The organism is Brevibacillus laterosporus LMG 15441 (assembly GCF_000219535.2).
In the GTDB taxonomy this organism is placed as follows: Bacteria; Bacillota; Bacilli; order Brevibacillales; family Brevibacillaceae; genus Brevibacillus_B; species Brevibacillus_B halotolerans.
The window spans coordinates 2,139,040-2,153,984 of sequence record NZ_CP007806.1; the positions used below are offsets into that span (position 1 = coordinate 2,139,040).

The 14,945-nt window shown below is 40.6% G+C and carries 6 protein-coding genes; 5 read left to right on the forward strand and 1 reads right to left on the reverse strand.

All coding sequences use genetic code 11. From position 1 onward, the window contains the following. Positions 1–8: 8 nt before the first annotated feature. Positions 9–257, reverse strand: a complete 249-nt coding sequence (locus BRLA_RS09945; protein WP_003337204.1) for an aspartyl-phosphate phosphatase Spo0E family protein — start codon at positions 255–257, stop codon at positions 9–11. 874 nt (positions 258–1,131) lie between these two features. On the opposite strand from BRLA_RS09945, the gene BRLA_RS09950 reads away from it, so the two are divergent. From BRLA_RS09950 to BRLA_RS09970, 5 genes are all read left to right on the forward strand, one after another. Beyond that, positions 1,132–2,598 (forward strand): class I adenylate-forming enzyme family protein, encoded by a 1,467-nt coding sequence (locus BRLA_RS09950; RefSeq protein ID WP_041752544.1) that lies wholly within the window; start codon positions 1,132–1,134, stop codon positions 2,596–2,598. A 25-nt stretch (positions 2,599–2,623) separates the two neighbouring features. Beyond that, positions 2,624–2,899 carry an acyl carrier protein gene (locus BRLA_RS09955; RefSeq protein ID WP_003337210.1) on the forward strand — a complete coding sequence of 92 codons (276 nt, stop codon included), beginning with the start codon at positions 2,624–2,626 and terminating at the stop codon, positions 2,897–2,899. Between the two features lie 16 nt (positions 2,900–2,915). Next, the gene (gene asnB / locus BRLA_RS09960) at positions 2,916–4,790 is read left to right on the forward strand and encodes an asparagine synthase (glutamine-hydrolyzing) (protein ID WP_003337211.1); all 1,875 of its coding nucleotides are present in this window, start codon (positions 2,916–2,918) and stop codon (positions 4,788–4,790) included. Positions 4,791–4,863: 73 nt separating this feature from the next. Further along, on the forward strand, positions 4,864–8,157 hold the full coding sequence (gene fabD / locus BRLA_RS09965) for an ACP S-malonyltransferase (protein ID WP_003337212.1): 3,294 nt from the start codon (positions 4,864–4,866) through the stop codon (positions 8,155–8,157). A gap of 39 nt (positions 8,158–8,196) precedes the next feature. Beyond that, a complete protein-coding gene (locus BRLA_RS09970; RefSeq protein ID WP_003337213.1) occupies positions 8,197–14,916 on the forward strand; it encodes a type I polyketide synthase in 6,720 nt (2,239 codons plus the stop codon). The last annotated feature ends 29 nt before the right edge of the window (positions 14,917–14,945 follow it).

The following is a 14,945-nucleotide window of genomic DNA, read 5'->3' on the forward strand; positions in this document are numbered from 1 at the left end:
TTTGTCTGTTAGGCGTATTGCCAAAGAAGGCTGGGTGAGAAAAATGAGGTTGAGTGAATTTTTCTTTTTTGCATCTGCAAGATGTAGGTATCCAAAGTTTGACTCAGGTGAATAACCGAGTGATCTAAAAAGCTACCCTTTTCTGATACTAATTGAACCAACTCATTTTTTAATTGATTAATTACGTTTTGTAGCTCGATTTCATCCTCTAAGGGCTCAGGGACATTTGTCCGTATTTTTAGCTGTTTTGGTTCCATCGAATTTTTCTCCTCTCATCTTTTTCTTACCCTTACTATATCTAGCGTATCAAAGGAAAAGGACTTATTCGTTAATTAGAAACGTTTTACAGCCTTCGACAGTCGTCGTCCGGTTTCTTTCAGACATAATTCTACAGATGCTCACTAGTAATATTGTTATTTTGTATAACATTCATATAAGATAAAAAAGTTAAAAAATAAAAACATGATACGATGTCGTCTGCATCCTGAAAACACTCGATTTCATCTGATAATTACACCGTTACATAAGCATATTGCTGATGGAGATTCGCGGTTTCTAATGTGGTTTGCGTTAATTTTTATTATGATTCTAAAAAAGTAAATAAACAAACAGAGCCTTCTTTTTACAATGTCATCAGCAGACAAAACCGCCAAAATAAGAAAATGTCGAGTGAATTGGTAATTCTGCTTTTTTCTACTTTGTTTTCCACATATAAAGTGGGATGTCGGAATAATACTCTGTTATCCTGTCAAAGTTTTTCGAATTACTTCGAATGGATGGATTTTAGGAGAGGTTCAGCAGTGGCTAGCAGTGGGGAAGTCACATGAGAGACGGTTTTCGAATGAGGGTTCATATTCGATGGTATAGTGATATACATTCATCAGAAATCAGATGGATTTGTTACTGACATATAGTGAAATATTAAGCTTTCGTGACATGATTTTATTTATATTTACTAACATGACATTTTGTGGTAACTTTAGTTTGCAACTAGCAAATGAAGTAAAAATTAACATTTTATCAACGGAATAAAACAGATATGAACAAGGCTGAAAAACATTAAGGCTGAGGGCTGTTAACACTCAGTTGCATTAGATGAATAGGTATTTAGAAGCGAAAGCTGGTGATTTCATGATTTATCAACATTTGAAGCAACGAAACGACAATAACCCTCATGCAATAGCCATTATCAAAGAGACAGAAGAGATACCTAATCAGGCTGTGGTAAGGGAAGTAGATCATCTGATTCGAAATTTTCAAAAATTTGGCTTGAATAAAGAGACGCCTCTAGCCATTGTTCTCCAAAAAAGTGAAGTTATCTGGGCAGCGATCATAGCCGCTAGTCATCTGGAAATTTCGGTCATGTTAGTTGATCCTCATTTAAAAGAAGAGGAAATGCAGAAGATCATGACAATGTATCAAACAGATTATGTACTGCGTGAAATAAATAGTAAGTCAATAGATTCACTTGGAGACAATGAATGGTACGAGCTTTCCTGTTTTGAGCATGTTTTTTTAATTGGGAATATAGGCGAGCATGCAGCGTGTTGGAACGAATACTTAAAGCCAGAGGTAAATCAGAGCCATCTGGTGTTTCTAACGTCCGGATCAACCAAGATACCGTCAGCAGTGGTTAAAAAAATGGAAAGCTTTATGCTTGATGGAAAACGAATAGGTGAGGCTCTTGGAATTGTCCCTGAAGATCGTATCTTATGTGCAGCACCCACCTATCATATTTATGGCACAATTTGTGGATGCTTTGTTCCTTTCTTATGTGGAGCATCGGTATCGTTTACTGGTGCGTATGTTTTACCATCTAGCTTGGAAAAGAAAATAGACAAGCAGGCATGTAATATACTAATGGCTGTACCTGCCCATTATAAAATGCTGGTGGAGCATGTTCAGAAGCCGCTGGATCGGATTAGGATTGCTTTATCAGCAACTTCTCCATTGCAAGATGACCTGATGTTGACCTGTAAGGAAAAATTGAACCTATCAATCCAAAACATATATGGGTCTTCAGAAGCAGGGGTTGTTTCCATTCAACGCAATCCTCAATCTATCGGCGAAGCTACTAACGTAGGCGTTCCTGTTGATGGCGTAGATGTAATGCTTGATGAGACGAGTCCATTTGAATTTGATGGAAAGACGGTTTATGAAGTACTTATCAAAAGCGATTCGCTTGCTAAGGGATACTTGCGTAAGGATGAGGTGGATGATAGTGGTTATGTAGTAGAGGATGGATGGTGGAGAACTGGGGATTTGGCCTATTTAAGTAAAGAGAATGAGCTTCATCTGGTTGGACGTCTGAATATTACAATAAATGTGAATGGTAAAAAAGTGAATCCGTATGAAATTGAGGAGGTACTAAGTCAGCATCCAGCAATAGAAGATTCAGTAGTGGTTGGCGAACATGACCCTATCCGTGGGGAAATGGCGGTAGCCTATGTAGTAGTTAAAAATCACATTGCGGAAGCAGAGTTACTAGAATATTGTCGTGCAAAACTATCTGATTTCAAAGTACCAAGACGAATTGAATTTCGAGATGATTTACCTAAAACGGCGGCAGGCAAGGTACGTCGAAAAGAAGTGAGATAGCTTAAGACAAAAGGGGCGAACCAACGTGGGAACTACAAATTCAACAGACTACGGTCTAGTCATTAAAAATGATCTGGCGGAGATTATAAAATCACATTATGGTCAGGAAGTTGATCCCGCTAGTATTTCAAACGACCTAGATATTATCAAACAATATAATTTAGATTCCATTGTTATTATGGAATTGCTAGTAACGATCGAAAAGCGATTTGATATTCAAATAGAAGATGATGAGCTTAGTTCAGAATTAGTACGGACAATTCATACGGTAGTGACTTATATTCAGTCGAAAAAAAGATAAAGAGGGAGTCCTTGATATGTGCGGGATAACAGGCTGGATCGATTGGGAACATAACTTGTTGCATCAAAAGCATATTTTACAGCAGATGTCTGATTCTATTCGTCATCGGGGACCAGATGCTGAAGGATGTTGGATCACGGAACACGCAGCATTAGCACATCGGCGTTTAATAGTGATTGACCCTGAGGGCGGGGTTCAACCCTTTATCTATCACGAGTCTGAGCCTTTATATGCTATGACTTATAATGGGGAGATTTATAATTATCTAGAACTACGTCGTGAATTAATTGAACGAGGACATCGATTTAAAACCAATTCTGACACGGAAGTATTACTACATGCTTACATGGAATGGTCAGAAGATTGTGTCAAACATTTGAATGGTATTTTTGCCTTTGCGATTTGGGATCAGGTGAAGCAGAGTCTGTTTTTAGCACGAGATCATTTAGGCGTTAAGCCCTTATTTTATTATCAACAAGGAAGCTCCATTTTATTTGGATCTGAAATAAAGGCAATTCTGGCTCACCCAGAAGTGAAACGCGAAGTTGATGTTCAAGGATTAGCTGAATTAATTGCTCTTGGTGGCATACGTACGCCTGGCAATGGGATTTTTTCAAATATTTTCGAAGTAAAGCCTGCTCATTCCATAACTTTTACAAAGGAAAGAACAAGAGAGACCCGATATTGGCAGCTCCAGAGTAAGTTGCATACTGAAACGGCAACAGAAACTGCTGATCATATCAGATATTTGCTAGAAGATACAGTTAAGCGCCAATTAATTGCTGATGTTCCGGTTGTATCCATGCTTTCAGGTGGATTGGATTCAAGCGGCTTAGTTTCGATTGCGGGACGTCAATTTTTTGATAAAGGTCAGCAGTTATCTACATACTCAGTTGACTTTGTAGGAAGTGATCAGGATTTTGTAGCGGATAAAGCTCGTCCTAGTTTAGATGCACCGTATGCAAAAATGCTGTCTGAGTACGTGGGAACGAAGCACCATTTTATAACGCTTACCTCTGAAGAATTGCTCGAAAATTTACTTATCCCCATGCGTATGCGTGATTTACCCGGCTATGGCGATATGGAAACATCCTTACACTTATTATGTAAGGAGATGAAGAAGGATGCTACGGTAGCTATTTCAGGTGAGTCGGCAGACGAAATATTTAGCGGGTATCCATGGTTCCACCAAGAAGAATATTTGGACTCTCGTATGTATCCATGGCTGTTAAACACATGGGATAAATTTGCCTCTTTATTACAGCAGGATGTGATAGAGGGCATTCAACCAAATCATTATGCAACGATGAGATACGCTGAAGCGACGAAGGAAGTACCACTGCTTGAAAATGAAACAATAACACAGATGCATCAACGCAGAATGTCATACTTATTCATCACTCGATTTTTAGTCGGTTTATTGGAGCGCAAGGATCGGGCAAGTATGTATGCGGGCTTTGAGGTACGTGTTCCTTTTTGTGATTACCGTTTAGTGGAGTATGCATTTAATATTCCATTTGAGCTGAAGACCGTGGGGAACATCGAGAAAGGTATACTTCGTCAAGCCTTCCTAGGTTCGATACCAGAAGAAGTACGACTTCGTAGAAAGAGCGCTTATCCATCTACCCAAGACCCAGTCTATTTCACAGGTGTTCAGTCTATCTTTCAAGAGATCATGTCAAATCCGAATGCACCTCTTCATGATTTATTGGATAAAAAGAAAGTGATGCATGTAGTAGGTGGGAACTCCTCGCTCTTGCAGGGAAAAATGCACTCTAGTCAAGGATTGTTACTCAAGCTAATGGAGTACTTTATTCAAGTAAATATGTGGCTAAGCGAATATAAAATTGTGCTACAATCCGCTAACCGTAATCTACACGGCTCAATGTAAACATTGAGATACCAGCACAATATTGAGTAGGTAAGACTAATCTTTATTCAATTCTACCTTGAGGTGTTTCCAGATGAGTCCATCGCTTGTATTTATGTATTCGGGTCAAGGCTCGCAGTATTATCAAATGGGAAAAGCCTTATTTGAACACAATCGAATTTTTAGATCGTGCATGAATGAATTAGATGCGAAAGCGCGCGAGCTGATTGGCATATCGGTACAGAGTGAGTTGTATAGGACCAATAGGAACATGACCGAGCCTTTTACTCGTACGCTGCATACGCATGTGTGTATTTTTATGGTGGAATATGCCACTACGATGGTTCTATTAGAAAATGGAATGGTCCCAGATGCTGTTATTGGTGTGAGTATGGGGGAATTTGCAGCATCGGTAGCAGCAGGTGTATGTAGTGTGGATACGGCACTCAAATCCGTTGTGAAGCAGGCACAATTACTAGAAAAACATTGTGATGTAGGGGCTATGTTAGCTATTTTGGATCGTCCGTCCCTTTTCTTGTCTGATCCGGTGTTATATGAGAATAGCGAATTGGTTTCTATTCATAACGAGAATCATTTTATTGTATCAGGTAGAAAAGAACATATGGCGATGATTGAACAGCATGCGAAGAAAAATGGAATCATGTGTAGCAAATTACCGGTTACTCATGGATTTCATTCTTCTAGCATTGATCCTGCATCAGATGAATACGTTGCTTTTTTACAAAAGCAACTTTTTCTTGATCCTAAAATCCCTTATATATCGAGTGTGTCCGGCAGCTTGCTCAGCGAATGGAATACGGATTATTTTTGGCAGGTAATTCGAAAGCCCATTCAATTTACAGAGGGGATCACCTTCTTACAAAAGGACGATGATGATCGAATTTATATAGATGTAGGTCCTTCAGGAACGCTATCTACTCTGTGTAAATCGATGTCCAATCTAAAAAAGAATCAAATGATGCTACCCATTATCACTCCATATAAAACGGAACTACAAAATTTGGATTATATCCTAACGAACTACGCTAGCAAAAGTAGGACTACAGTAAAAAAGGAGAATAAAAGTATGCTTGCTTTTGTATTTCCTGGACAAGGATCGCAAAAAAAAGGAATGGGGGGAGATTTATTTGATCAATACCCTGAAATCACGAGTCAGGCAGATTCGATTTTAGGATACTCCATTAAAGAATTGTGTCTAGAAGACCCATTAGGAAGATTACAACAGACCGAGTACACACAGCCTGCGCTGTATACGGTAAACGCACTGATGTATTTGAATACCGTTAACGAGACGGGAAGAAAACCAGATATCCTAGCGGGGCACAGCTTAGGTGAATATAATGCGTTGTTTGCAGCAGGAGCTTTTGATTTTATAACGGGATTAAAGCTGGTGAAAAAAAGAGGGGAAGTAATGAGCCAAGCCGTTGGAGGGGGGATGGCAGCGGTTATAGGAATAGATGAGAAGCAGATAAAGCATATCTTGCTTCAAAATCAATTAGATAGCATTGATATTGCGAATTTTAATTCTCCTCGCCAGTTTGTCATTTCCGGACTACAATCAGATATTGCTCGGGCCAAGCTCGTGTTTGAAACGGAAGGCATCACGTATATTCTGTTACGAGTAAGTGGAGCCTTTCATTCAAGATATATGGGAGAGGCAAGAGAGCAGTTTAAAAATTATATTGATTCATTCGCGCTTTCTGAATGTACCATCCCTGTATTGTCAAACGTCAACGCAAGATACTATCAAAAAAACGATATGAAAATAAATTTGGTCAGACAAATAACGGAGTCAGTCCGCTGGTGTGAGACGGTGCAAGTGTTAATGGGATTTGAAGGAATGGAAATCAAAGAAATTGGACCAGGAAACGTGTTAACAGGACTGATGCGAAAAATAACAGCAGAAGCAACTCCCATTTACTTACCTCTTGAAACAGAGCATCAGCAGCCTACAAATTCAACTATTCTTCAGCAATCCAATAGCGATAGCGATGAAAAGCACTTCATTGAGCAACCATACGATAAACGAATTACAGCTATTGGATGCAAGCAATTTATGCAGGATTATCATTTGAAGTACCCCTATGTAGCTGGTGGTATGTATAAGGGAATCGCCTCTAAAGATGTAGTAGTGAAGCTGGGGAAGGCTGGGATGATGGGCTTTTTCGGTACGGGAGGCTTACAACTAGCTCAAATCGAGGAATCGATTCAATACATTCAAAAGGAACTAACGAGCGGACAAGCGTATGGAATGAACCTTCTTCACACTCCGGATCAACAAGAAAGAGAAGATCAACTGGTTGAATTATATATTCGATACGGTATCAACGTCATAGAAGCATCTGCTTACATGAGCATTACTCCAGCATTACTAAAGTATCGTGCACATGGAGTCAAAATGCTCCCGGATGGAGCTGTAATGAGTACAAATCGAATCATCGGCAAGGTATCAAGAGCAGAAGTGGCTGAACTATTTCTACGTCCTGCCCCAGAGTACCTAGTCGAGAAAATGGTTCGGGAAAATCAAATTACCAGAGAACAAGCTCATTTGCTCAGTAAAATCCCTATGGCAGATGACTTGTGTATCGTAGCTGACTCAGGGGGGCCTACAGATGGAGCAGTAGCCTATGTTTTATTGCCAGCTATGATACAGCTACGTGATAAGATGATGAAAAAATATAAGTACCCTAAGAAAATCCGAATCGGTGCAGCAGGAGGAATTGGTACTCCTGAGGCAGCGGCGGCAGCTTTTATTCTAGGTGCGGATTTTATCTTAACGGGCTCTATTAATCAATGTACCGTAGAAGCGGGCACAAGCGAGGCTGTTAAAGACTTGCTACAGCAGGTACACATTCAAGATACCGCATATGCACCGGCAAAAGAACGGTTTGAAATAGGAGCGAAGGCTCAGGTTGTAAAAAAGGGAGTGTTTTTCCCTGCTAGAGCGAGCAGGCTGTTTGAATTATATTCTCGATACCAATCACTTGACGAAATGAGCGAAAAAGATAAAAAACTCATTCAGGTTAAATACCTGAAACGTAGTTTTGAGGAGGTTTATGAGGAATGCAAACAGAACGCCTCCCCAGTTGAAATAGATAAAGCAGAAAAAAATCAGAAGTATAAAATGGCTTTGATTTTTAAGTGGTACCTAGCTCATTCTGTTCATGTAGCAATCGATGGTATTTTGGAACAACAAGCAGATTACCAGATTTATTGCGGGCCAGCGTTAGGGGCGTTTAATGACTGGGTAAGGGGAACAAGCTTGGAGAGCTGGAAAAATCGTCATGTAGATGAGATCGGTGTAAAAATAATGGAAGAAACTGTTAAAGTTTTGAATGAAAAATTTCAAAATCTTGTGATGGGCTAGTCTGATTGGAAAATTCATTACTGAAACGAGGTACATTTCATGTTATCTACCTTACATCATTATTCTCATGGGTATTTGGCAATTCCAGTGCTTTTATCGTGCAAAAAACGAGGTTTATTTGATCTTTTGCAAAAAAGTCGGTCTACTCCGTTTAGTCAGCTTGTAGATGAGCTACATGCCAATAGTGGTCACTTACGCAGTGCTCTTCAGTTATTAGAATCTCTACAAATCCTGTGTCGAGATAGTAAGGATACGTATGCGTTACTGCCCGGATGGAATGTGGTAGAAACAATTCCGGAAGATGTCATGGAGCTATTCAATTTTCCGATGAAGGAATACTTCAAAAAATCTCAGAGAAAGTATCGTTTGCAAAAATGGATTGAGCTGTCCGGTAAACAATGGAATGTCGACAATGCGATGTATTCACATTTTTTAGATGGGATCGTAATGATTCCGTTGTTATTCGCGTTAAATGAACATAGATTCATTTTGCGGGATTCTCCTCAGCAAAATGAATTAGTGCTCCAAAATCTATCTGGCATCGCGAAGCAAGAAATTACACAGTTATTTCAGCAAAAGAATTGGATGGATCAAACAAGAAAGAACGGGGTTTTAACGGAAACCGGCAAGTATATGCTAGACGCGATTTTGAATACGGCATCCATTCATTCCTATCGTTCCATAATAAAAAATATGGATCAGCTACTATTTGGTGATTGCCAAGCTCTTGTTGCTAGCACGAATCAAGCGTATGAGACATATATGGAACGTATGCTAGAGATGCTAGAGTGTGGCTTTCAGCAAGAGGAGTATTTTTGCGATTTAGAGCAGACCATTATTTCTGTTTTTGATAGAGAACCAGTAGAGGAGCAGCCGAAATATATAGCTAATATGGGATGTGGCAATGGGTTGCTTCTAAAAAAGATATACGAGACGATCAAAATGAAATCACGAAGAGGCAAGAGGTTTGATGAATATCCCTTGACGTTAATTGGAATTGACAACAAGGAAGAATCTCTAGCAAAAACGGCTATCACTCTAAAGGATATCAACCATGTTTTGTTCAAAGGAACGCTTGATAATCTAAATGAGCTTATGATTGATTTACGAAAAGAAGGAATTCGTGACACAGAACATATCCTATATGTTCAGTCATTTTTTAATCACGATCGACCTTGTATCATATCAGCAGAAACAGTTGAAGCAAGGGGTCAGGCTCCAAGCTTCACCAAGTCAATTTTTGTAGATCAAAATGGACGTGAATGTTCTTCTACATTAGGCATGAAAAAACTGCACGAACAACTACAACATTGGTCACATCTAGTAAATAAGCATGGATTGATCCTTTTAGAAGCGCATTGTTTGGAACCGAAAACGATTCGTCCATATATGGATAAATATGAGGGCTTACATGTAGATGCGATTCATAGATTCTCGCAAAAGCTGCTAGTAGAAGCAGATACTTATATGTTGACTGCCGCAGAGATAGGGTTGTTTCCTCATAAACAACACTTCCATAAATATCCAAAAACTATGCTTTTTTCACGGATTACGTTACATTTGCTTGAGCAGAGAGAATACCGGATTAGGATGGCAAATGAGAATGACATTTCGGTATTAAGGCAGCTTGAGCTACAATGCTGGGGGGAGGAACTAGCTGCTCCTACTGAAAGGATTTTACACAGAATAAGGAAATATCCAGAAGGGCAGTTAGTTCTTGAAGTAGAGAATCGAGTAGTTGGTGTGATTTATTCTCAAAAAATTAGAGATATGAACGAGATAAAGGGACTTCAAAGCAATACTGTTGAACAGCTTCACCATACTGAAGGGACAATTATACAATTGTTAGCTATCAATATTCTGCCAGAGATGCAGGATCGTAAGCTGGGAGATCAGCTTTTAGAATTTATGCTTCAGCGCTGTAGTTTGATAAGTGGAGTCAGGAGTGTCATTGGGATAACAAGGTGCAAGGATTATCAGCGATATTCTACGATAGCTTCGGACAAATATATCACTCTTCGTAATAAAAATAATAAATTAGTCGATAAAACATTGCGATTTCACGAAATGCATGGAGCAACGATTAAAGAATTAATCCCGAACTATCGGCCATTAGATGATGCTAACCTTGGCTATGGTGTACTTGTTGAATATGACATGTTAAATCGGGGAAATGATGAGCCTCCTGCTATTGAACGAAATCAAGAATGTCATGAGCAGAATAGCCATTCTTTTCAAACAGGGAGCACGGATCGTTCTGAGACTATTACAGCTTTTGTATTAGATTGTATCGGTTCTCTTTTAAATGAAGAGAGAAAGGATGTTCTAGCTTATGTAGATCGTCCTCTTATGGAGCTTGGTTTGGATTCAGGAGATTTGCTGGAATTAAACGATCAGCTGGGTACGAGGTTTCGAATAGAACTCGAAACAACATTCTTTTTTACATACAATACCGTTAGAAAAATCATTTCGTATCTTATAGAAAATGCAGATGAAATAGCGCAGGCGTCTGCATCTGAAGAATCTGTTTCAAAAAACGAGGCAGTCTCATGGAGTCATTCTAATGTAGAAAAGGATGACATTGCCATCATAGGCGCGGCCTGTCGTCTTCCTGGAGGAGTGAGCAATCTTGATGAATTATGGGAATTATTAGTGAACAATCGTGATGCTATTAGACGGATGCCTGAGCATAGATGGGCTTGGCCTGATAAAATTCATCCTGCTACGGAGCATAAGGGAATAGATCAAGGTGGATTTTTGGATCATATTGCTGAATTTGACCCGCTGTTTTTTAGAATTTCCCCTTCAGAGGCGGAGATTTTGGACCCTCAGCAACGTTTACTTATGGAATTAAGCTGGGAGTGTATAGAAGGGGCTAATTATTCTGCAAGTACGATTTCAGGTAGTAATACAGGTGTATTTATAGGGGCAAGCGGCTCCGATTATAGCAAGCTTTTAGATCGCTACAGTGATGAGGTTCAAGCTAAGTATGGCATAGCTACATCCATGGCGATTCTCTCTAATCGAATCTCTTATTTTTATAATTTTCATGGTCCTAGTGTTCAAATCGATACAGCTTGCTCTAGTTCTTTGGTTGCCGTTCATCAAGCCGTTACATCTCTACAAAGTGGAGAGTGCGAGCAGGCTTTAGTAGGCGGGGTCCATCTTATGTGTCATCCTGCTAACAGCATTGCTTATTATAAAGCTGGAATGCTGTCCACAGATGGAAAATGTAAGACGTTTGATAAAGCTGCAAATGGCTATGTTCGTGGGGAAGGTGGAGTTGTACTACTGTTAAAGCCTATGAAACAGGCAGAGCGCGATGGTGACTCTATCCTTGGTGTCATAAAAGGAACAGCTACGAATCATGGAGGACAGGCAAACGGAATAACTGTGCCCAATCCAGCAAAGCAAGCTGCCTTAATCAAGAAGGCCTTCCGCTCGGCCGATATTGCCCCAGAGTCTGTAGGCTATATTGAAGCACATGGGACAGGCACTTCATTAGGTGATCCGATTGAATTTGCAGCCTTGAAGGACGCATTTTTAGAGCTTTCACAGCAAAGTGACAACAGAAATGAACCCTATTGTGGGTTAGGCTCTATTAAAACAAATATCGGACACCTGGAAGCTGCCGCCGGGTTGGCAGGCTTAGTTAAGGTTTTAGTCAGTTTGCGCCATCGTATGATACCGGCATCGTTGCATTTTCAGGAATTGAACCCACACATTCCTATTGAAAACTCCCCATTTTATCTTGTAACGAGCAATCAAAAGTGGATGCCACCTCATAGAGAAGGCTTGCGTAGAGCGGGAATTAGCAGTTTTGGCTCGGGTGGTTCAAATGCTCATATTGTGATTGAGGAATATCGGTCTAACCATCGTGTAGATACGAAAAGGGCTACCAGTAATAGCAATCCTGTCATGATTGTGCTGTCCGCTAGGAATGAAAATCGTTTACAAGAGCAAGTGAAGCAATTATTACAAGCAATTAAAAACCAAAACCTGACTGATGTTCATCTCAAAGATATGGCCTATACCCTTCATGTTGCAAGAGAGGCAATGGAGGAGAGATTTGCTACCGTCGTATGCGATATTGATGAATTAGAAAAATCATTACTCGATTACCTTGATAGGAAAGGAACACCGAAAAGCAATTATCAGGGGAATGTGAATGAGAATCATTCGATTTCTAGTTTATCGATTGGAAATGAAGAAAAGCATGAGATGGTTAATCACTTTATTGTTAACAATGATTTGCATCAATTGGCCTATTTATGGGTGTCGGGACTAGACATTGATTGGAAGGTGCTGTACAAATCCGAGGCAGATTATCGAAAAATGTCACTTCCAACATATCCGTTTGCAAGAGAACGTTATTGGATATCAGAAATAAGTTCCCGTTACGACATGAGCCAGACAGAACAAATATCTGCGGACACACGCGATATACTTCATCCGCTGTTGCAGCAAAATACATCTAATTTATCAACGATTCGCTTTTGCTCCACGTTTACAGGCAAGGAATTTTTTCTAAAGGATCATGTAGTGAGTGGCAGCAAGGTTTTACCTGGTGTTGCTCATCTGGAAATGGCGCGCAAGGCTATGGAGCAAGCTCTGGAAAATAAGCATGATCAGGTGATTGAACTTCATAACGTGATTTGGAAAAAGCCCATCCTTCTAGAGGAAGAATCAAAGCAAGTGCAGATTCGCGTTTTTTCAGGAGTACAAAATGAGATAAATTATGAGATTTACAGCGAGGAAATACCAGGAAGCGGCAAACCTGTAGTGTTTAGTTCAGGCTATGCAGTATGCAGAGAGCAAAAGGAAGCATTCGTCTTGGATATCTCTGGCATACTCTCCGCGTGTAAGCAGCATGTGCTGACAGGTAGAGAATGTTATCAAGCCTTTCAGCAGGTAGGGATTACTTACGGCAAAAGTCATCAGGGAATACAGCGTGTGCATATAGCAGAGGATCAGTTGTTGGCCGAGCTAGTCTTGCCTGCTTGCATAAAACATACCCAAGAACAATATGTCCTGCATCCTAGTCTATTGGATGCTGCTTTACAGGCATCCCTTGTAATTCAGATGCAAGTACAGAATACCTACAACACATCCGTACAGCCATCGTTACCTTTTGCTTTGGAATTGATCGAAATCGTTCGTCCGTGCACATCAAAAATGTGGGCTCATGTACGACACAGTGAAGATTATATCAGTGGAAATGAGACACAGAAGTATGATATCGACCTTTGTGACGACAGAGGAAACGTTTGTGTCCGAATGTTTGGATTTTCGTCAAGGATATTAGAGGGAGATATTGCAACCGGTGGCTCTATTGATTCTACACAGAGAGAAACGATAATAACACAGCCATTTGAACCTGTGATGATATCCCCGATTTGGGAAGCAATCCGTCATGAAGAAGCACAAAAGCTTCCTGCTCTCACTGACAACCTAGTCATAGTCGGAGGCAATGAAAGCATCTGGAATGAAATCCGAAAGCAATACCCGCATGCGCGTGTGCTATCCATTCATCATGATCATTCAGTTGAGGAAATGGTCCAGAAATTCAGCCAACTCGATCCTATCGATCATATGCTCTGGATTGCACCAGAGGAGCAGTTGCCATCCCTCACAGACGACAGCATCATCGAGGGACAGGAAAAAGGGGTAATTTATCTCTTTACAATCATCAAAAGTCTGTTAGCCCTAGGTTACGACAGTAATCAAATAGGCTGGACGGTTATTACCCAGAAAGCACAGCCTCTTCATAAATACGATGAGGTAAATCCAACCCATGCCAGTATTCACGGCTTAATGGGGACACTGGCCAAGGAATATAGCCATTGGAAAATCCGAGTCATCGACCTAGAATCCCTAGCGAGCTGGCCCATGCAGGAGCTGTTTACCCTGCCAAGTGATGCAGACGGAAACCCTTACGTTTATCGAGAACAGCAATGGCATCAGCAGGAGCTGGTTCCGGTACGTTATAACCAGCAGGAGGAAACGCTGTATAAAACCGGTGGCGTGTATGTGGTGATTGGAGGCGCCGGGGGAATTGGCGAGGTATGGAGTGAATACGTGATTCGAATGTATGAAGCTAAGGTGATTTGGATTGGCAGAAGAGAAAAGGATGCCAATATTCAAGCAAAGATAGACCGACTAGCATCAATCGGCCCTACACCTAGCTATATCATGGCAGATGCGACAGACCAAGAAGAGCTGTACCGAGCCTACGAAGAAATCAAACAGCAATACGGCACCATTCATGGAATCGTCCATTCTGCCATCGTGCTGCTGGATAAGAGTCTAGCGAATATGGAGGAGGAAAGATTCCGAGCTGGGCTTCGTGTCAAAGTAGACGTGAGTGTGAATATAGCAGAGGTATTTCAGGGTGAGCCGCTTGATTTCGTGTTATTTTTCTCGTCAATGAATTCGTTTGTCAAAGCCGCTGGACAAAGCAATTATGTAGCAGGCTGTACATTTAAGGATGCTTTTGCCAGTCAATTAGCTCTGGAATGGCCATGTGCCGTAAAGGTGATGAACTGGGGATATTGGGGAACGGTAGGAACGGTAGCATCCGAGGAGTATCAAAGACGGATGAAAAGCAGAGGGGTTGGTTCGATTGAGCCTCCAGAAGCAATGAAAGCATTAGAGGCCCTTTTGATCGGACCGATGAACCAATTAGCGTTTGCAAAAATGACTACGTCTTCAACCTGGGTTGAAGTTAATCGAGGAAAGTGTATAACGATTTATCAATAAAAAATTCGTATTCGTCAGAAATCAACCAA